This window comes from Paludisphaera mucosa (genome assembly GCF_029589435.1).
Lineage (GTDB): Bacteria > Planctomycetota > Planctomycetia > Isosphaerales > Isosphaeraceae > Paludisphaera > Paludisphaera mucosa.
This window is the reverse complement of the sequence record NZ_JARRAG010000002.1, coordinates 2,654,726-2,674,297: the sequence shown is the minus strand read 5'-3', so window position 1 is coordinate 2,674,297 and position 19,572 is coordinate 2,654,726. Positions and strand designations below refer to the sequence as shown.

12 protein-coding genes and 1 pseudogene are annotated in these 19,572 nt (G+C 71.7%); 6 read left to right on the top strand and 7 right to left on the bottom strand.

Translation table 11 applies throughout. From position 1 onward, the window contains the following. The first annotated feature begins 114 nt into the window (after positions 1-114). Positions 115-2,097: a S9 family peptidase gene (locus tag PZE19_RS19930; protein ID WP_277862354.1), complete on the top strand. Its 1,983-nt coding sequence runs from the start codon at positions 115-117 to the stop codon at positions 2,095-2,097. 166 nt (positions 2,098-2,263) lie between these two features. Continuing rightward, positions 2,264-3,931 carry a SpoIIE family protein phosphatase gene (locus PZE19_RS19925; RefSeq protein WP_277862353.1) on the top strand — a complete coding sequence of 556 codons (1,668 nt, stop codon included), beginning with the start codon at positions 2,264-2,266 and terminating at the stop codon, positions 3,929-3,931. 1 nt (position 3,932) lies between these two features. Here PZE19_RS19925 and PZE19_RS19920 read toward each other — a convergent pair whose 3' ends face one another. The 5 genes from PZE19_RS19920 to tilS form a co-directional block, all read right to left on the bottom strand. Further along, a complete protein-coding gene (locus tag PZE19_RS19920; RefSeq protein WP_277862352.1) occupies positions 3,933-4,838 on the bottom strand; it encodes an NlpC/P60 family protein in 906 nt (301 codons plus the stop codon). A 169-nt stretch (positions 4,839-5,007) separates the two neighbouring features. Continuing rightward, positions 5,008-6,090: an HAF repeat-containing protein gene (locus PZE19_RS19915; RefSeq protein ID WP_277862351.1), complete on the bottom strand. Its 1,083-nt coding sequence runs from the start codon at positions 6,088-6,090 to the stop codon at positions 5,008-5,010. 79 nt (positions 6,091-6,169) lie between these two features. Then, positions 6,170-9,427, bottom strand: coding sequence for an AsmA family protein (locus PZE19_RS19910; RefSeq protein ID WP_277862350.1), 3,258 nt, complete (start codon positions 9,425-9,427; stop codon positions 6,170-6,172). Positions 9,428-9,450: 23 nt separating this feature from the next. Then, positions 9,451-10,746: a glycosyltransferase family 39 protein gene (locus tag PZE19_RS19905; RefSeq protein ID WP_277862349.1), complete on the bottom strand. Its 1,296-nt coding sequence runs from the start codon at positions 10,744-10,746 to the stop codon at positions 9,451-9,453. Positions 10,747-10,819: 73 nt separating this feature from the next. Next, positions 10,820-12,268, bottom strand: coding sequence for a tRNA lysidine(34) synthetase TilS (gene tilS, locus PZE19_RS19900; RefSeq protein ID WP_277862348.1), 1,449 nt, complete (start codon positions 12,266-12,268; stop codon positions 10,820-10,822). 43 nt (positions 12,269-12,311) lie between these two features. Between tilS and PZE19_RS19895 the strand changes: the two genes are divergently transcribed. Next, on the top strand, positions 12,312-13,265 hold the full coding sequence (locus PZE19_RS19895) for a methyltransferase domain-containing protein (protein WP_277862347.1): 954 nt from the start codon (positions 12,312-12,314) through the stop codon (positions 13,263-13,265). A 26-nt stretch (positions 13,266-13,291) separates the two neighbouring features. On the opposite strand, the gene PZE19_RS19890 is transcribed toward PZE19_RS19895, so the two are convergent. Next, the gene (locus tag PZE19_RS19890) at positions 13,292-14,218 is read right to left on the bottom strand and encodes an SMP-30/gluconolactonase/LRE family protein (RefSeq protein WP_277862346.1); all 927 of its coding nucleotides are present in this window, start codon (positions 14,216-14,218) and stop codon (positions 13,292-13,294) included. 47 nt (positions 14,219-14,265) lie between these two features. Further along, positions 14,266-15,723 (bottom strand): DUF1501 domain-containing protein, encoded by a 1,458-nt coding sequence (locus PZE19_RS19885; protein ID WP_277862345.1) that lies wholly within the window; start codon positions 15,721-15,723, stop codon positions 14,266-14,268. Between the two features lie 118 nt (positions 15,724-15,841). Here PZE19_RS19885 and PZE19_RS19880 point away from each other — a divergent pair, with 118 nt between their 5' ends. From PZE19_RS19880 to PZE19_RS19870, 3 genes and pseudogenes are all read left to right on the top strand, one after another. After that, positions 15,842-16,537 (top strand): ISAs1 family transposase, encoded by a 696-nt coding sequence (locus PZE19_RS19880; protein WP_277862053.1) that lies wholly within the window; start codon positions 15,842-15,844, stop codon positions 16,535-16,537. Between the two features lie 34 nt (positions 16,538-16,571). Continuing rightward, positions 16,572-16,985, top strand: a pseudogene (locus PZE19_RS19875) (transposase); the annotation flags it as partial. Positions 16,986-17,139: 154 nt separating this feature from the next. Further along, positions 17,140-19,326, top strand: coding sequence for an arylsulfatase (locus PZE19_RS19870; RefSeq protein ID WP_277862344.1), 2,187 nt, complete (start codon positions 17,140-17,142; stop codon positions 19,324-19,326). The last annotated feature ends 246 nt before the right edge of the window (positions 19,327-19,572 follow it).

Here is a 19,572-nt window from a genome sequence, read left to right as displayed (position 1 = left end):
GGCGTCTCGTCGACCCTCTTCGCGCGCAGCGCCCCTGTAGAGACTATGCATCGAAACCGCGGATTGCGCGCGCCGCACCGCAGATTCGCAACGACCCCAGGGGAGTTCCGGGACATGCATCGAGCCGCGCCGTTCTTCGTCGCCGTCCTCGCGCTCGGGACCTTCGCCACGGCCCAGGAGCCGACCATCCCCGTGCCGGAGACGATCCGGGCGGAGGGCGTGCCGGCGATCCCCAGGTCGATCGCCTCGGCGTTGAATCGCTACCAGAACATCCGCACGGCGACGTTCCAGGGCTGGGACGAGGACAAGCCGCGGGCCGTCTACATCACGACCCGATTCGCCGATACGATGCAGGTCCACCACGTCGCCGCCCCCGGCGCGGCGCGGCGGCAGTTGACGTTCCTGCCCGAACGCGTCCTGGGGGCGTCGCCGCGGCCGAGGCGCGACCAGTTCCTGTTCACGATGGACGAGGGGGGGGCCGAGAACTACCAGCTCTTCCTCCAGGACCGCGCCGGCGGCGAGCCCGTGCGGCTGAGCGACGGCAAGAGCCGGCACGCTTCGCCGAAGTGGTCCCCCTCGGGCGAGTTGCTGGCGTGGAGCAGCAACGCCCGCAACGGCAAGGACATGGACCTGTACGTCGCCTCGCCCGCCGACCCCGCCTTCCGCCGGCTCCTCAAGGAGGTCTCCGGCCAGTGGACCGTCGCCGACTGGTCGCCCGACGGTAAGCGAGTGGCCGTCGAGGAGGCCGTCTCGATCAACGAGTCGTACGTGCACCTGGTCGACGTCGCCACCGGCGCGGTCGAGACGATCACGCCGAGGCCCGCAGCCGACGCCCCGAAGGTCGCGGTCGGAGGGCCGAGGTGGTCGAAGGACGGCAAGGCGATCTTCTACACGTCCGACAAGGGGAACGAGTCCCGCCGCCTCGCCCGCTACGACCTGGAGACGGGGGCCGAGACGTGGCTCACCCAGGGAGTCCCCTGGGACGTCGAGGAATTCGACCTGTCCGACGACGGAATGCGCGTCGTCGCCGTCACGAACGAGGACGGCCAGAGCGTCCCGCACGTCTACCAGACGGCGACCGGGGCCGAAATCGGAAATCCCTCTCCCCCGGTCGGTCGGCTCTCCGGCGTGGAGTTCCGCCCCGACGCGCACGAGATCGGATTCACGCTCGATTCGGCCCAGGCGTCGTCGGACGTCTTCTCGATCGACCTGGCCCAAAGGCCCGGAAACGGCGCGGTCGGCCCCCTCGAACGCTGGACCGAGAGCGAGACCGGCGGCCTCGACGTCTCGACGTTCGTCTCGCCCGAGCTGATCCACTACAGGTCCTTCGACGGCAAGACGATCCCGGCCTTCGTGTACCGCCCCGCCGCGAAGTCGGCCGGCCCGCGGCCGGTGCTGATCCAGATCCACGGCGGCCCCGAGGCCCAGTTCCGACCCGGCTTCATGGGCCGGCTGAACTACCTGATCAACGAGCTGGGAATCGTCCTCATCGAGCCCAACGTGCGGGGCTCGGACGGCTACGGCAAGTCGTACCTGAAGCTCGACGACGGCTTCCTGCGCGAGGACCCGGTCAAGGACGTCGGCTCGCTGCTCGACTGGGTCGCCTCGCAGCCCGACCTCGACAAGTCGCGGGTGGCCGTCGCCGGCGGCTCGTACGGCGGGTTCATGTCGCTGGCGGTGCAGACGACGTACAACGACCGGATCAAGTGCGGGATCGACGTCGTCGGCATCTCGAACTTCGTGACCTTCCTGCAGAACACCCAGGGCTACCGCCGCGACCTCCGCCGCGCCGAGTACGGCGACGAGCGCGACCCCAAGATGCGCGAGTTCCTGGAGCGGGTCTCGCCGCTGAAGAACGCCGACAAGATCAAGACCCCGATCCTGGTCGTCCAGGGGGCCAACGACCCGCGCGTCCCGCTCTCCGAGTCCGAGCAGCTCGTGGCCGCGGTGAAGAAGAATGGCGTCCCGGTCTGGTACGTGGTCGGCAAGAACGAGGGCCACGGCTTCGCCAAGAAGTCGAATCAGGACTACCAGCAGGCCGTCGAGGTCCTCTTCCTGAAGAGCTTCCTCCTCGGCGAGCCCGGGGCCGGGAAGTGAGGCCGCTCGGCCGGCCGGGCCGGAATCGGGATTCCCGCCGCAGTCCCTGTAAAATGACGCGCCGACGTGCGTACAGTCAGGGCGACGCGAGCGACTCCCTCGCCGGGGGGGCCTGCGCGCGTCGCGGGCCCGGATCGGTCGTTCGGCGCGGGGCGGGGGCGGACTCATGATCTTCTCGGAAGGCGTCGGCGCCACGCTGGAGCTGCTGCGGAACGGGCAGACCGAGCGGATGATCGAGCTGCGGGGCACCGACCTGCACATCGGCCGCCACCCGCTGGTCGGCGTGACGCTCGACCACCCCAAGGTCTCGCTCTACCACGCGCGGGTGGAGCGGCGGTTCGACGGCTCGTACCGCGTGGTCGACCTGATGAGCCGCAACGCGACCCACGTCGACGGCGTGCGGCTCAAGCCGTTTGAGCCGACGCTGGTGCGCGAGGGGTCGCGGATCCGGATCGTAGACTTCGAGTTCATCTTCCACGAGCCGGCCGCACGCGTCGGCGGGCCCAGCGAGGTGGCGAAGTCGACCGTGCTGGGCTCGCTCGACGACCTCAGCTCGTCGAGCCTGGTCCAGCGCGCCGCCGACCCGGCCGAGGCCTTGCGGGGCGTGCTCGACGTCGTCAAGGCCCTGGGCGGGGCGTCCGACCTGGACGAGCGGCTGGCCCGCGCGCTGGAGGGCCTGATGTCGATCCTGCCGCGGGCGGAGCGGGGCTTCGTGGCGACGGCCGAGATCGACGGCTCGCTGCCTCTGCGGGCCTTCCGCAAGGTCAAGGGGCCGGTCGGCCGCCCCCCCGTCCTCAGCCGGACGATCGTCGAGGAAGTGCTCCGCAACGGCCGGGCGCTCCTCATCAAGGACGTGTTCGTCGACGAGCGGTTCAAGGACCGGGAGAGCCTCTCGGCGGCCATTCGCACGGCCATCTGCGCCCCCTTGCTGGGCCGCGACGGCCGGCCGCTCGGCCTGATCCAGCTCGACGGGGCCTCGCCCATGGCGCGGTTCCGCGACGAGGACCTGGACCTGCTCGCAGCCCTGGCGGTGCCGATCGCCACGGTCGTCGAGAACGACCGCCTGCTGCGCGAGCAAGCCTCGTGGGCCGCCGCCGCCGAGATCCAGCGGGCGCTGCTGCCGCGGGCCCGCCCCGAGGTCCCCGGGTACACCTTCTGGGAGTTCTATCGCACGGCGGAGGACGTCGGCGGCGACCTCTACGACTACATCCGGGTGGAGGACCCCGACGCCCCCCCGACGGCCCCGACGCGCTGGTGCGTGAGCCTGGGCGACGTCGCCGGCCACGGCATGTCGGCGGCGATCCTCATGGCCGGCGTCTGCCCGGAGGTCCGCCTCCTCGCCCGCGCCGGGTTCCCCCCGGAAGACGTCCTGGCCTACGTGAACCGGAGCTGCTACGACTCGGGGGTCGTCAACCGGTTCGTCACGATGCTGCTGGCCGAGGTCGACCCGGGGTCCCACCGCCTGACCGTCGCCTCGGCCGGGCACCCCTCGCCGCTGGCCCGACGGGCCGACGGCCGGGTGGAGGCGCTCGAATGCCCCGGCGCGGGCACCCCGCTCGGCGTCGAACGCGACGCGGCGTATGAGCCTTCCCAGTTCGACATGGAGCCCGGCGAAGTCGTCGTGCTCTACTCCGACGGCCTCGTCGACGCCGTAGACGACCTGGGCGGGGCGCTCGGGCTCGAACGCCTCAGGTCGCTGCTCGCCCGCAGCGACGGCGGCGCCGACCAGGTCGGCGAGGCGATCCTGGGGATGCTCGGCCAGCACTTGAAAGACCGCCCGCCGCTCGACGACATCTCGATCGTCTGCATCGGCCGCGAGCCCGCGCCCGCCTGACTTACCGCCGGAGACCGAGGTGCTCCTCGCGCTCCTCGAACACCCGATGGGCGTGGCTGGCGCAGCGGTTGTACCAGGACTTCTCGCGGAAGGGGCGGAGCTGGACCCCGCAGGGGATCGGCCGGCCCTCGTCGTCGTCGACCCCCGAGCCGTGGCTGTCGAGGATCAGCGGCGCGCCCGACGCCGATCGGCCGATCGGCCCGACCCAGAGGATGACGTGCGTGATCGGGCCGCCCGGCTTTCCCCGGATGTAGACCAGGTCGCCGGTTCGCAGCGTCTGGATACGTTCCGCGTAACTCTCGGCCAGCTCGACGCGGCCGAGCGGGATCGGCCGGCCCTCGGGACCGAGTTCGGCATGGCGCGTCTCGGCCTGGCGCTCCACGGCGCTGCTCATGCGGACGCCGAAGCCCTGGTTGTAGACGAAGCTGGTGAAGTTGCTGCAATCGAAGCCCTTGCCGTTGCTCCCGACGCACGTCGACTTCCAGGGCCATTCGGCGGGCGGATCCCAGTCGGGGACGTGGTGGTGCTGGTAGCCGTATCCCAGGAATCGGAGCGCCTCGGCGAGGACCCGCTCGCGCCGCCACTCCGTCGACTTGCCCTCGGCGATCGCGGCCGGCGGGTAGGCCCGGGGCGACGGCCCCCACGCGCCGAACTTCCGCAGGACGTGCTCGGAATACCACTCGCGATGCGGGACCGACGCCTGCATCCGGGGGTCGCCGCGCTCGGTCCCGAGGAGGTCGCCGATCAGCTCTTCGATCGGGTGGCGGAACTGCACGGCGAAGCCCGAAGGGGCGGCGATCGTCCGGTCCGGGACGCCCTGGGCGAGCGCGCGAGCGGGCGCGACGACGGCGGTCAGGGCGGCGACCAGCAGGGGGCGGCGGGGGATCGGCGGTTCCGGCGAGTCCATCGGTGCAGAGTCTCCGCGAAGGGGAATTGGACCACTGCTGCCATCCTAGGGCGCGGCCGGACGCATGAGCGGGTTCGTCGATCCGAATCCGAAAAAAGGACGCGATGCGGCCGGTCGTATCGAGCCGCATCGCGTCGCCTGATCGCGGGATCGTGGTCGGTCGGGGCCCTCAGGGCTTCTTCGCGGGATCGGCCTTGGCGGGGTCGGCGTGGACCTCTTCCTCTTCCTTCTCCAGGACGCCGGCGACCTGGCCCTGATCGTTGACGGCGGTGGCCCAGACGAAGTCCGGCCCGCACTCGTCGATGATGCGGAGCTTGCCGTCGCGGTAGAGGAAGGCGCGAGGGCCCGGGAGCTGGCCGTGGGGGCCGTCGATCTGGCCGACGACGTCGCCCGCGTTGTTCACCGCGCTGGCCTGGGAGTGCTCGAAGCCCGGGGGCGTTTCCAGCGACTTCACCCCGCCCTCGCGGCCCCAGACCATGGCGTGGAGGCGGCCGTCGGGGTCGTTGCGGAAGCCGACGACGAGCCCGGCGTCGTTCACGCCGCGAGGGATGAGGACCTTCTCCTCGCCGGCGAGGCCTTCGCGCTTCCAGACGCCGGGCTCGGCCTCGGTCCAGAGCGAGGTCTCGCCCTTCTGGACGGCGGCCAGGCGGCGGCCGTCGGGGCTGATGGCCAGCACGTTCGAGCCGAGCTGGCCGGCGTCGGGGAGGACGACCGACTTCCAGCCGTCGCCCTCGCGCTCCCACAAGAGGCCGCGGAGGCGATAGTCGCCGACGCCGATCCCGCTGATGCGGCGGCCGTCGCGGCTGACGCCCGTGGCGATCGAGGCGCCGTCGCCCTCGGGCGCGCCCAGCCCCTGGATCCCCTTCGCGGCGGTCCAGACGAACGCCTGGTTGCGGAGGTAGACGAAGGCGTTGGGCGCCCCCGGCTTGCTCGCACGGCCGACGACCAGGCCGTCGTCGCTGACGGCGGCCGGGAACGTCGCGGTGTACGTCTTCAACAGGGGGAGGCGGGCGACCTCGGCCCCTTTGGCGAAGAAGGGCGCCTCGTAGAGGATGTCGGGGTTGCCGTTCTCGGGCTCCCAGTGGAAGCCGACGACGTCGCCGCGGCCGTTGATCCCGGTGATGTTCACCCCCTCGTTCATCGGGGCGACGAGGGTCAGCTTCTTCGCGGCCGGCCCTTCCTCGGCGCGGGACGCCCCCGCGAGGGTCGAGGCGGCGGCGACGAGGGCGAAGACGGATCGGATCGGGCGCATGCGGTGTTCCTCCCGCATCCGAGGATACTACGACGGGGACGACCGCGGGAAGGACGGTCGCGGGAATCCCCGCGGCGCGTCACTGGCGGACGCGGCGGACGCTGGGCCGGAGGTTGGGCACGAACTTCGGCTCGGGCCGGGGCTGGGCCAGCGTGCCGCCGATGTGGATCTTGACGAGCTGGCTGCCGGCCTCGCGGATCGCCGGGCCCAGGAGCGGGACCTCGACGCCCTTCCGGCCGTAGACGACGTTGAGGTTCATGTCGATGTTGTCGAACGTGTCGCGGGTCCCTTCGCCCTGCAGGCTGATGGGGCTGCCGGTCAGCTTGATCTCGTCGAAGTGGGTGGTGCCGTTGATGATCCGGAAGGCGATGTCGGCGGAGTCGAACATCGTCTTGCCGTCGCGCCGCGCCGTGTTGAACGTCAGGACGCGGGCGAGTTCCTTGACGATGCGGAGCACGAACGGCAGCTCGCCCAAATCGCCGTCGACGACGTGCCCCTCGCCGCGTCCCTGGAGCGAGTGGATGTCCGAGCCGAGGCCGTTGAACTCCGCCTTGGCGTTGACCAGCCCCCGGAACGACTGCCGGCCGGAAAGGCTCATCGCGTATTCGTGGAGGTCCGCGCCCGCGAGCTGCACCGAGCCGGAATAGCGCGGGGTCTGGTCGAGCGTGATCGAGCCATCGCCGTAGATCTGCCCGCCCAGGAACCGCCCCTTGAGGCTATCCAGCCGGGCCACGCCCCCCTCGACGATCAGCGGCGCCTGCACGTCCGAAAGCTGCAGCCCGGCGACGCTGGCGCTGCGGATGTCCAGGATGCCGCGGACCTGCAGGTACTTGCCGTCGGATCGGCCTTTGACGTCCCGGAACACGCCCTGGAGGTGTTCGACGGGGATGCCCGTCTTGAGCTGGTTGTCGACGAGGATGACCCGCGTGTTTTCCCACTGGCACCACGCCGGCACGTCGGCCTCGCCGCTCCAGCCGATCTTGATGTCCCCCCGGGCCGTGAACGGCTTGCCGTCGTCCAGCCGGAGCGCGAACTGGGCCATCAGCGAGGGCATGATCCGCCGCAGCTTGGCGTTGAACAGCAGGTCGCTCACCCACAGGTCGCGGACGGCCAGGTCGAACCGCCCGCTGTCCTCGACCACGACCGACCCTTCGGGGAACCGCACCGGAGCGCCGTGGAAGTTGAACCGGACGTCGCGCATCGCGACCTTGCCGTTGACCAGCTCGAACGAGCCGAGGGCGTCCTGCATCCGCAGCTCGATCGTCGCGCCGGGCTCGACGCCCGGCCCGGGCGACCTGGGGACCACCAGGCGGACGTGCGACTCGGGGCGGGGGGTGATCGTCACCCGGGTCTGGTCGGGCTTGCCGGTCTCGACGGCGATCTCGGCGTCGACGTCGGTCGCGCCCTCGGGGTTGATGAACTTCCAGGTCTTCTCCCAGGCGGCGGGGAGGGCCTGCCGCAGCTCGGCGTTGAACGGCAGGTTCCGCGCGTTGAGCGTCATGCCGATCCGCAGCGGCGGGTCGCCGTTGGGGAGGTCGGCCCCGGGGAGCTTCTCGACCCGGCCCGAGCCGTCGAGGACGGCCTGGCCGTTGCGGCCCTGCAGGTTTTTGAAGATCCAGAGGTCCGGATGCAGCTCCAGCCGGCCCGAGAGGTTCCGCACGGGCAAGGGGAGGCCTTCCCAGGTGATCTCGCAGCGCCGGGGGTCGAGGTCGAGTCGCGCGTCGATCGCCAGCCGGCCCTGGGCGTCGCGCTCGCGTTGGGCGACGCTGACCGGTCGGCCGTCGGGGCCGAGCAGGGGGGGGCCGACCAGGGGCTGGCGGAAGATGCGGGCCTCGGCCTGGACCGACCCCTTCGGCTTGAAGCGGTCGACCCAGCGGCGGACGTCCGGCGGCAGCGCCTCCATGAAGGTCGCGTCGATCGGCATCGCCTCGGCCTCGACCGTCAGGTCGACGATGGCGTCGGGGCCGGGGTCGTCGACCGTGCCGTGGAGCTTGGCCGGCTTGTCGCCGATCGGGCCGTTCAGGTCGACCGTGAGCCGGCGGCCCGCCAGGTGGAGCAGCCCCTTGAGGTTCGCCAGGGGATACTTGAAGTGGCGGTAGACGGCCGAGACGTCCTTGAGCTTCGCGGCCGCGTCCACCGCAACCGGGCCCCCCGCGACCGTCCGGGCGATCCTCGCCGCGACGTCGATCCGCCCCTTGGGCTTGAAGACGTCCCAAAGCTCGGCGAACTGCGGCGGCGTCTGCTTCTTGAGCCGTTCGTCGAGGTCGAGATCGAAGACCTCGACCTTGAGGTCGAGCGGGGTCGCGGCCGGGTCGCCCTTCCCCAGCCTCCCCGACGCGCGGATGCGGGTCGCGCCGTTGGAGCCTTCGGCCTGGTGGATCGTCAGCTCGCCGTCGCGCAAGCCGACGTGGGCCGCCAGGTCGTTGATCGGGAAGGGGAGCGTCGGGCAGGCGCAGACGCCGCCGCGGAGGTGCGCCGTCAGGTCGTATTTCAGGCGGTCTACGGGGGCCGCGCCGGGGCGATAGGCCAGCGACGTGAGGTCGAGGTCGACGTCGCCCCCCTTGAGCGCCAGGGCGTCGAAGCCGGCGACCGCCTCGGCCGGCAGGCGGCGGCGGAGGGTGTCGGAGATCGTGAGGTCGACGAGCCCGCCTTCCAGGTCCAGGTCGCCGGTCGCGGGGTCGATCGTCCCCTTGAGGTCGATCCGGTTGAACAGGTCGCCGCGGGCCGAGCCCTCGAACTGGAACCGGCCGCGTTCGGCCGGCTGGACCGTGAGCATGACGTCGCGGAGGATGGCGGCCGGGGCCTCGTCGGGCTCGACGCCGGCGGGAGAGGTCGAGCCGGACTCGGCCTCGACGACCAGCTCGACCGTGCCGTTGAGGATCTTGACGGGGGGCGGATTCTCGATGGTCGCGTGGGGCCAGGGCTTCGCCGGCAGGTCGAGGATGTTCCAGCCGCCGTCCTGCTTGCGGAGGAGGCGGAGGGTGGGCCGGCTGACGACGACCTCAGTCGTCTCCAGCTCGCCGTGCAGCAGCCGCCAGGGGTTGAACCGCAGCTCCAGCCAGAGGATCGACGCGGTCGGGAACGTTCGGCCCTCGACGGTCTGGTTCGCCGTGATCTGCTTGAGCGTCGCCTTGCCGCGCAGGGGCCGGAAGTCGACCTTGCCGAAGGCGAACTCCGCCCGCGGGAAGAAGCGCCGCAGCTCCGCCTGGATCAGCCGCGCGACCGTGTCGCCGTCGGTGACGAAGGCGTAGGCGAACCAGGTCGCCGCCGCCGTCAGCAGCACGCCGACCAGGGCGCCCCAGATCAGGATCTTGGCCAGCCGCCGCCCGAACCGCATGTCACGCCTCTCCCCCGAAATGCTCAGCCCGTCGCGGCCCGTCGCGAAGCCCGGTCGCCGACGCGGAGGATCCCGACGGCCGCCAGGCCCATCGCGGGGACCTCGCCGGGCGTCCGGTACCGCATCGAGCTGGCGAACGCCGCATGGACCATGCCGAAATAGAGGATCGGCCCCGCCAGCAGAACCCAGGTCCTCGGGTCGCGGCGGAGCGTCCAGAGCCCCAGCGCCGTCAACGCGAGCAGGGGCGTCATCGTCAGGCCCGCCGCGACCGTCAGCCACAACGAACGGACCCCCTCGGCGTTGGGCCATGGGCTCCAGTAGCGTCCCAGCTTCACGAGGGCCAGCCAGGCCGCCCGCGCCGGCTGGTCGCGGACGAACGCGAACGCCCGACGCTTCAGCAGCGCGTCCTGGTCCTGCTCGCCCAGCGGCCAGACGTCGGGATCCTTGAGGAACCGCATGTCGCTGGCGCCGGTCGCGTTGGGGTTCAGGCCGTCGTAGAGGCTCGCGCCCATCCAGAGGGCCGTCGGCACGAATTCGCCGTAGACCCGTTGGTTGCGAACCCACCAGGGGCCCATCACGGCCGCGAAGCCCGCCGCCGCGACCAGCACGCCGACCGCCGCCGGCCGGACCGCCCGCCTGGCGACGGCCTGATGGACGGCCCAGGCCCCCATCGCCGCCGGGAAGAAGAGCACGCACGACGGCCGCGTCAGCGTCGCCGCCCCCGCCGCCAATCCCGCACCGAGCCCCGGGGCGAGCGACGACCGGACGTCGCCGCGTTTCCAGAGAACGGCCAGGGCCCACAGGAAGGCGAGGAGCAGCGGGGTGAAGACGGCCTCGGAGAGCAGGAGCGCCGACATGATCACGAAATAGGGGTGCACCGCCGTCAGCATCGCGGCGACGACGGCCGTCCGCCGGCCCGCCTCGCCGTCGATCACGGACCGCGTCAGCCGGTAGACGAGCCAGACGCACGCCGCGCCGAGGCCCGCCTGGACGAGCCGCGCCCCCAGCGGCCGGTCGCCCAGGACCGTGCGGCAGGCGGCGAGGAACAGCGGATAGCCGGGCGTGCGGAGGGCGAAGTGGGGGATGTCGCCCCATTCGACGATCTGGAAGATTTCGCCGTCGCGGATCGTCTGGGCGAGCTTCCAGTAACCCTCGGCGTCCGGGAGCAGGCAGACCCGATTGCCGCCGCCGCGTCGAACCCGCCACTCGACGAGGTCGGCCGCCGCCACTCTCAAGAGCAGCCCCGCCTCGACCGCGAGCCCCAGGCTCGGGGCGGGGAGCCTTCCGAGCAAGCTGGTCCGTCCCGGCGTTCGCGGCATGCGCGGCCTCCTGACCCGGGACCTGGACCGGCTCCATCCCCCCAGGCGATGCCGCCCGACGTCGGCGCGAATCCTATGGCAATCCGTCGGGTCCGTCAACTTCAGACGGGGCCGTCCGCCATCGCAGGCCCAGGCGTCGCGACGTCGCCTCGCTCGTCCGCACGCGCTCGGCGATCCGATGGCCGACGACCCAGATGACGCCCGACCGATCGGCCACCACGGGGACGCTCGCACGGCGCTCTCGCGGGACGCCTCGCAGGCGGAGGAATTCGACGAGCCGCTGGCGACGCCCGGCCATCCCCAGGGGATCCCAGCGGTCGCCCGGCCGGGGCGTGCGCACGACGAGCGGGAAACGGACCCGATCCAGGTCGACGACCTCGTCGAAACCGGCCGGGGATTCGTCGAGGATCTCGGCCTCGATCCGGGCGGCGGCCCAGGGGACGGCGGCCGAGCCCGGCCCATCCAGGACCGTCGAGGCGATCTCGGGGACGGCGATCTCCGACCGGGCGCCCCGCTCCAGCACGAGGCCGTCGCCCTCGACGTGCAGCGAGGCCCCCGCGCCGAGGTGGTCCTCGCGCGAGCCGCGGACGAGGCCCCTGGCGATCCGGCCCCAACGGCTCGCCGTCATGGCACGCTCCGGCCAGTCGGCGGCGCGCCAGGCGCGGCGGACGACCTCGGCGGCCAGCAGCTGATCGAGCCCCGCGGCGGCCCGGGCGTCGAAGACGATCCGATCCGGACCGGCCTCGCGGACGACCGACGCCGACAGCGAGCCGACGACCGCGTCCAGCAGCCTTCGATCCGCCGCCGCGTGTCGCCCCAGCCGGACGATCGCGGCGACGACCTGCGGGTTGTAGTCGGCTTCGAGCCGGGGGATCAAGTCGTGGCGGATCCGGGCTCGGGTCCGCGCGACGTCGCCGTTGGTCGGGTCCTCGCGGAAGCTCTGACCGAGCCTCGCCAGCTCGTCGCGGATCTCGCGTCGTGAGACGCCGAGGAGCGGCCGAACCAGGGCGACGCCCGCCGCGAGCGGCCGCCGCGCGGGAATTCCGGCGAGCCCGCGCAGGCCCGTGCCCCGGACGATCCTCTGCAGAATCGTCTCGGCGAGGTCGTCGCGCGTGTGCCCCACGGCGACGGCCGACGCCCCCCGGGCTCGCGCGACCTCGGCCAGCCACGTGTAGCGTGCAGTGCGGGCGTCGGCCTCGAAGTGGCCCTTCCGGGCGGGCGTCCACGACCCCAGGTCGATCGGCAGCCCGAGCCCCTCCGCGAGCGCGGCGACGAACCGGCCGTCCTCGCGGCCGGCCTCCCCGCGCGTGCCGTGGTCGAGGTGGGCGACGCTCAATCGCAGGCCCAGCCCCTCGCGAAGGCCGTGGAGCGTCCGCAGGAGGCCCACGCTGTCGCCCCCCCCGGAAACCGCCACGACCCAGCCGGGCCCGATCCCCGAGGCCGCCCAGCCGGCCGCGCGGCGGCGGACGTGTTCCAGCCATGCGGGGGGCCCGGTATGATCATGCCTGGGATCGTCGTGCATCCCCGGAGCATAACCGACCCGCCCGCGCCTCGCCGAGAGAACGATGACCGAACCCGCCTTGAACGCCGAGCTGATCGGACTCCTGCGCTCGCCCGGCGCCAAATCGCCGATGCACGTCGAGGGGGACGAGCTGGTCGCCGATCGAGGCGCCGAACGCTATCCGATCGTCGGGGGGGTGCCGCGGCTGGCGGGCGAGGCGTACGTCGGCAGCTTCGGGCGGCAGTGGAATCGCTACGACGTCGCGCGGATCGAGGAGGACGAGGCGACCTTCGAGGCCAAGACGGGCGTCCCGCCGCACGAGTTGGCCGGCCGCCTGGTGCTCGACGCCGGCTGCGGCGGCGGTCGGTATGCGAAGCTCGTCGGCGGGCACGGGGCGAAGGTCCTCGGCGTCGACCTCAGCAGCGCCGTGGAGAAGGCGTCGGAACTCTGCGCGGGGCTGCCGAACGTGCAGATCGTCCAGGGCGACCTGCTCGACCCGCCGGTGGCCGTGGCCGCGTTCGACCTGGTCTTCTCGATCGGCGTCCTGCACCACTCGCCCGACCCTCGCCGCGCGTTCGCCGAGATCGCGCGACGCGTCAGGCCGGGGGGCCGGCTGGCCGTCTGGCTCTACCGCCGGAACACCCCGCCGCAGGAGTGGCTCAACTCCGGCCTGCGGGCCTTGACCACCCGCCTGCCGGCCCGCGTCCTCGAACCGGCCTGCGTCGGCCTGGGCGCGCTCGGGAGCGTGCCGGTCGTGAACCGGACGCTGAACAAGCTCGTGAACTTCTCGGCCCACCCCGACTGGACCCTGCGCGTCTGCGACAACTTCGATTGGTGGGCGCCGCCGCACCAGTCCCACCACACGCTCCACGAACTCCTCGCCTGGTTCGACGAGGAGGGCTTCGAGGACCTGGTCGAACTCGCGCCGATGAAGTCGGGCCGGCTCTACCGCTGGACCTACGACCACGACCTCATCATCGGCTCGGGCGTCAACGTCGCCGGCCGCCGGCGTGCCTGAAGCTCCTGTAATCCGTACGGGTGGGCTCAGGAGCCCTTGACGTGGAATCCCGTCATGGTGGTGGGGATCCGGTAGAGGCTTTTGCCGGCCAGGATGTAGAGGATCCGGCCGCCGTCGCCGCCGAACTCGACATTGGCGGCGGGCTCGGGGGTGGGGATGAGCGCCAGGCGGCGGCCTTCGGCCGAGAAGACGACGGCGCCTTCGGGGGTGGCGGCGACGATGCGGCCGTCGGTGGCGACGGTCAGGCCGTCGGCGCCCGGCGCGGCGCCGAAATCGTGGATCACGCGGGGGCGGGAGACGTCGCCCTTGTCGTCGAGGTCGAGCGCGATCAGCGCCCGGCGGTCGGGGCCGTTGTCGGCGACGTAGAGCGTCCTGCCGTCGGGGCTCACCACGAGGCCGTTGGGCTTCTGGGCCGTCGTCGCCAGCCGGGCCACTCGGCCGTCGGGGTCGATCCGGAAGACGGCCTCGAAGCTCAGCTCGCGGGGCTCGTCGCCGACGTAGCGGGGGTCGGAGAAGTAGACGCGGCCCTTGCGATCGACGGCGACGTCGTTGGGGCTGTTGAACCGCTTGCCCTCGAAGCCGTCGGCCAGAGTGCGGCAGGATCCGTCCAGCTCGGTGATCGAGATCCGCCGGCCGCCGCCCGAGTTGGCGCCCTCGGCGACGATCAGGCGTCCGTGGACGTCGAAGATCATGCCGTTGGCCCGGCCGCTGGGCTCGCGGAAGGTCGTGGTCTCGCCGGTGCTGGGGTTGAACCGCATCACCCGGTCGCCGACGTCGGAGAACAGGACCGAACCGTCGGCCGCCGTCGCGCCCCCCTCGGTGAACGTCCCCTCGTCCCAGAGCTTCTCGACCGTCTCCAGCGGCTCGACCACGTTCCTCGGGTCATCGACCCCTCGGTCGCCGCCAAGCGCGGCGAGAGACGCGATCAGGAGCGCGGCGGCGGGCGCGAACATGGGAGGGCTCCTTGATCGAGACGCGTGGAAAGTTCGGAAGGACAGGGTCAGGTCAGGACGTCACGGATGACGTGGCCGTGGACGTCGGTCAGCCGGCGCTGGGCACCATTGTTGTAGTACGTCAACCGCTCGTGGTCCAGTCCGAGCAGATGAAGGATCGTGGCGTGGAAGTCGTGGACGTCGACGACGTTCTCGATGGCCTGGTAGCCGAAGGGGTCGGTCGCGCCGTAGCTGAAGCCGCGTTTGACCCCCGCGCCGGCGAGCCAGGCGGTGAATCCCTTGGGGTTGTGGTCGCGGCCCTCGGTCCCCTTCTGGAAGGTGGGCATCCGGCCGAACTCGGTCGACCAGACGACCAGGGTGTCGTCGAGCAGGCCGCGGTCCTTCAGGTCGGTCAGGAGCGCGGCGGCCGGCTTGTCGAGGATCGGCCCGTGGCGGTCGTAGTCCGACTTGATCCGCCGGTGGCCGTCCCAGTTGAGCGCGCCCTCGCCCATCGCGAAGGCCCCGTTGAACAGGGTGACGAACCGCACCCCGCGCTCGACGAGCCGCCGGGCCAGCAGGCAGTTGCGGCCGAAGCCGGCGAGGATCGGGTTGGGGTCGTCGAGGCCGTAGAGCGAGCGCACGGCGGGGCTCTCGCGCGAGAGGTCGCCGACCTCGGGCGCGCTGAGCTGCATCCGCGCGGCCAGCTCATAGGCGGCGATCCGGGCCGACAGCTCGTCGTCGCCCGGGTTCCGCGCCAGGTGCTCGTCGTTGAGGATGCGGATCAGGTCGCGGGTGGCGCGGTCGTCGTCGGGCGAGACCTTCTCGGGCCGCGCCAGGTGGCGGATCGGCTTGTCGGCGTTGAACGAGGTCCCCTGGTACACCGCCGGGAGGAAGCCGTTGGTCCAGTTCGCGGGCCCCTGCTGCGGGTCGCCCCGGGGGTCGGGGATCGCGACGTACGCCGGCAGGTCCTGGTCGTCGGTCCCGAGCGCGTAGCTGACCCAGGCGCCCATGCTCGGGAAGCCTTCGAGCGTGAACCCGGTCGACATGAACATCTCGCCGGGGCCGTGCGTGTTGGTCTTCGACGTCAGCGAGTGGATGAAGCACATGTCGTCGACCCGCTCGGCCAGGTGCGGCAGCAGGTCGGAGACGTGCTTGCCGCACTCGCCGCGGGGCTTGAACGCCCAGGGGCTTCTGGCCAGGGCCCCGTTCTCGCCCTGGAACGTCACCAACTTCTCGGCGCCCGGCATGGGCTCGCCGTGGCGCTTGATCAGCTCGGGCTTGTAGTCCCAGGTGTCGAGCTGGCTGACGGCCCCGGTGCAATAGATGTGGATCACCCGCTTCGCCCGCGCCGGGAAGTGCGGCGGCCTCGCCGCGAGCGGCCCGGCCTTCGCGTCGGCCGCGAGCAGCCCCTTCTCGGCCAGCATCGCGCTCAGCGCGATCCCCCCCACGCCGGTCGCCATGTGCGACAGGAACCCCCGGCGATCGAGCAGATGCCGGCCCAGCGGTGCATTGTGTGCGTGGCTCATGACCATTCATCTTGATCGAACCCGGGGACGTCCGCCAGAGCCTTGCTGAAAGGTCAGGCGCAGGGTGAGTCGGTTCGTTAATTTGTGGTAGGCTGTCGACTTTTTGGAGTCGACGCCGATGGACGACCGACGCCCGCTGCGCCTGCACGACTTCCTGGCCGAGGTCCCCGACCCGCGCGAGCGGTCGGGGCGGCGGCATCCCCTGGCCGCGATCCTCGCCCACGCGTGCTGCGCGATCCTCTGCGGCTGCCGCGGCTACGCGGCGATCGCGCAGTGGGGCCGCGACCAGCCCATCGGGCTGATGCACCGCCTGGGCTATCTGCGTCGGCCCCCCTCCTACGGCGCCGTCCGCGAGGTCTTCCTCCGGCTCGACGCCGACGCCTTCGAGGCGGCCGTCGCCCGCTGGGTCGACCACGTCCTGCCCGACGTCGACCCCGACGGCCTGCGGGCCGTGGCGATCGACGGCAAGGCCTCGCGAGGGAGCCGTCGGGGCGCCGCCCCGGCGGTCCACCTGCTGGCGGCCCTCGACCAGGCCACCGGCTGCGTCCTCGCCCAGGCCCGCGTCCCGGCCGAGACCAACGAGCACAAGACGGCCCTGCGACTGCTGAAGGGGCTGGCCCTGGAGGGCCGCGTCGTCACCGGCGACGCCGCCTTCTGCCAACGCGACCTCAGCCGCCGGGTCGTCGAGGCCGGGGGCCACTTCCTCTGGAAGGTCGACGCCAACCAGCCGACCCTCCTGGCGGACGTCGCGGCGGCCTGCGAGCCGCCGGTTTCCCCCCTACGCCCGGCGGCGGGCCGCCGCCGAGCGCGATGAGGCGACCACGGTCGACAAGCACGGCGACCGGGTCGAACGCCGACGGCTGACCGTCACGACGATGCTGGGAGGCTACCTCGACTGGCCCCACGCCGCCCAGGTCGGCCGCCTGGAGCGGACGATCACGGCCGCGGGCCGGACGACGGTCGAGGTGCAATGCATCGTCACCAGCGTCCCACGATCCCGGGCCGACGCCGCGACGCTCCTGGCCTGGACGCGGGGCCATTGGGCGATCGAGAACGGGCTGCACTACGTCCGCGACGTCACGCTGGGCGAGGACGCCAACCGGACCCGCACCGGCTCCGGCCCCCAGGCCCTGGCCGTCCTGCGGAACCTCGCCGTGAGTTGGCTCCGCCTCCAGGGCGTCACCAACGTCGCCGCGGCCCTCCGTCGCAACGCCGCCAGGGTCCACGAGTTGGTCGTGAACCTACGCAGCTTGAAGAACTAGCTCACCCTGAGGTCAGGCGAGGGCCGCTGTCGTATCGTTCGTATAGTCGATAAAATCGATCGACATCTGGCAGATCCCGATTCGGGCGCCTCGGGATCGGCGTGGGAATGACGGTCGGGCGCGTCGAGGCTATGTCGAGGGGGGAGGATTTGGGATGACGAGCATTCGCGGGGCGCTGGTCGCCGGGCTGGTCGTGCTGGGGTGGGCTGGTCACGGGGCGGCGATGGCCGCCGACGGGTCGCGGCCGAACATCGTGCTCATCCTGAGCGACGACATGGGCTATTCGGATCTCGGCTGCTACGGCGGCGAGCTGACGACGCCGAACCTCGACGGCCTGGCGGCGGGGGGCGTGCGGTTCACGCAGTTCTACAACACCGCGCGGTGCTGCCCGACGCGGGCCTCGTTGCTGACGGGCCTGTACCCCCACCAGGCCGGGATGGGGCACATGACGAACGACCGCGGCCACGACGGCTATCGCGGCGTCCTCAACCGCAACGCGGTGACGATCGCCGAGGTTTTGAGGCCGGCCGGCTACGGGACGTACATGGTCGGCAAGTGGCACGTCACGCGGTTCGTCGGCCCCAACGGCGATCGCGCCACCTGGCCGCTGGGCCGCGGATTCGACAAATATTACGGCACGATCATCGGCGCGGGGAGCTACTTCGACCCCGGCAACCTCTGCCGCCAGGAGACGCTCATCACGCCCGAGAACGACCCGGAATACAAGCCCGAGTCTTTCTACTACACCGACGCCATCTCGGACAACGCGGTGAAGTACCTCCGCGACCACAAGGCCGCGACACCCGAGAAGCCGTTCTTCCTGTACGTCGCCTACACGGCGGCCCACTGGCCGATGCACGCGTCCGAGAAGGACGTCGCCAGGTACGCGGGCAAGTACGACACGGGCTACGCCCCGGTCCGCGAGGGTCGCTTCAAGCGCATGAAAGAGCTGGGGCTCATCCCGGCCGATGCGGAACTGACCCCGGCCTCCGACGACTGGAAGGACGTCGACGACAAGGCCCGCGAGGCGCGCTGCAAGGAGGTCTACGCGGCGATGGTCGAGTCGATGGACGCCGGCGTGGGCCGGATCGTCGCGCAGCTGAAGGAGTCGGGGCAGCTTGAAAATACGCTGATCCTCTACCTTCAGGACAACGGCGCCTGCGCCGAGGTGACGGGCCGCGAACAGCCTCAGCAGCCGGTCGAGGGCCTGAAGCCGCTGGGCCCGGACGAGGTTCAGCTCAGGGGCGGCCCGCCGATGCAGACCCGCGACGGCCGCCAGGTCCGCACCGGGCCGGGCGTCATGCCGGGTCCGGCCGACACGTTCGTCGCCTACGGCCGGGGCTGGGCGAACGTCAGCAACACCCCTTTCCGCGAATACAAGCACTGGACGCACGAGGGGGGCGTCTCGACCCCGCTCGTCGCCCACTGGCCGAAGGGGATCGGCCCCGAACGGAAAGGCAAGCTGGAGCCCCAGCCCGGCCACCTGATCGACGTCATGGCGACCTGCGTCGACGTCGCCGGCGCGGCCTATCCGGCCGAGGTCGACGGCCGTCCCATCAAGCCTCGCGAGGGCGTGAGCCTGCGCCCGGCCTTCCAGGGCGAGCCGCTCGGCCGCACCCAGCCGCTCTTCTGGGAGCACGAAGGCAACCGCGCCGTGCGCGACGGCGACTGGAAGCTGGTCGCCAGGGCGAACGAGCCGTGGGAGTTGTACAACATCGCCGAGGACCGCTCCGAGCTGCACGACCTGGCCGCGAAACACCCCGATCGCGCGAAGGCCCTCGCCGACGCCTGGGACGCCTACGCCGCGCGGGCGAACGTCCTGCCCCTGGGGGCCTGGCGCGACGACGCGAATCAGGACCCGCCCAGCCGCGAGCGCCGGTTCGAGCTGAAGGCCGACTCCGAGCTGCGCGGCCGCACGGCGCCGCACATCGAGGGCCGGCCGCTCGCCGTCACCGCGAAGGTCACGACGCGGGCGAAGGCCCCCGACGGCGTGATCGTGGCCCACGGCGGGACGGCCGCCGGCTTCAGCCTCTTCGTCGAGGACGCCCGCCCGACCTTCCTCGTCCGCTCCGGAGCCGGCCGCGCCAACACCGCGCGGATCATCGGCCCGGAGCTGGCCCCGGGCGAACACAACATCATCGCCCGGCTCGACCAGGCGGGCCGGTTGACGCTCGACGTCGACGGCCAGGCCGCGGAGCCCGTCGCGGGCCGCCTCATCTCCCGCCAGCCCGCCGACGGCCTGCAGGTGGGCCGCGACGCCAACGCCCCCGTCGGCCCGTACGGCTCGCCGAACGCCTTCAAGGGGACCATCGAATCGGTGGTCGTCGAGATCGGCGAGTGATCCGAATCGTCGCGTCCCCCCGCCTCGAAGACGAGGCGGGGGGACGCCTGCGATGACCTGCGGGAACGGGTGCCCTAAGCGCGCAAAAGGATGTTCGGGATCGAACCATGGGCGTCCGCCCGGACCCCGCGGCGGCCCCTGCGCGCTTCGAGATTCGGGGACGACTCGCCCTGAGGGCGTCTAGGGGCAAGTCCCGATCACCATCTAGGGTGAACTCCGAATCGCTGACATCCTGATCCCACGCGA

Excerpts from the sequence above, each read along its gene's own strand:
- PZE19_RS19910 (WP_277862350.1), bottom strand. The coding sequence starts at position 9,427 with ATGCGGTTCGGGCGGCGGCTGGCCAAGATCCTGATCTGGGGCGCCCTG.
- PZE19_RS19870 (WP_277862344.1), top strand. The coding sequence starts at position 17,140 with ATGACGAGCATTCGCGGGGCGCTGGTCGCCGGGCTGGTCGTGCTGGGG.
- PZE19_RS19895 (WP_277862347.1), top strand. The coding sequence starts at position 12,312 with ATGACCGAACCCGCCTTGAACGCCGAGCTGATCGGACTCCTGCGCTCG.
- tilS (WP_277862348.1), bottom strand. The coding sequence starts at position 12,268 with ATGCACGACGATCCCAGGCATGATCATACCGGGCCCCCCGCATGGCTG.
- PZE19_RS19905 (WP_277862349.1), bottom strand. The coding sequence starts at position 10,746 with ATGCCGCGAACGCCGGGACGGACCAGCTTGCTCGGAAGGCTCCCCGCC.
- PZE19_RS19890 (WP_277862346.1), bottom strand. The coding sequence starts at position 14,218 with ATGTTCGCGCCCGCCGCCGCGCTCCTGATCGCGTCTCTCGCCGCGCTT.
- PZE19_RS19885 (WP_277862345.1), bottom strand. The coding sequence starts at position 15,723 with ATGAGCCACGCACACAATGCACCGCTGGGCCGGCATCTGCTCGATCGC.
- PZE19_RS19920 (WP_277862352.1), bottom strand. The coding sequence starts at position 4,838 with ATGGACTCGCCGGAACCGCCGATCCCCCGCCGCCCCCTGCTGGTCGCC.
- PZE19_RS19930 (WP_277862354.1), top strand. The coding sequence starts at position 115 with ATGCATCGAGCCGCGCCGTTCTTCGTCGCCGTCCTCGCGCTCGGGACC.
- PZE19_RS19925 (WP_277862353.1), top strand. The coding sequence starts at position 2,264 with ATGATCTTCTCGGAAGGCGTCGGCGCCACGCTGGAGCTGCTGCGGAAC.
- PZE19_RS19915 (WP_277862351.1), bottom strand. The coding sequence starts at position 6,090 with ATGCGCCCGATCCGATCCGTCTTCGCCCTCGTCGCCGCCGCCTCGACC.
- PZE19_RS19880 (WP_277862053.1), top strand. The coding sequence starts at position 15,842 with ATGGACGACCGACGCCCGCTGCGCCTGCACGACTTCCTGGCCGAGGTC.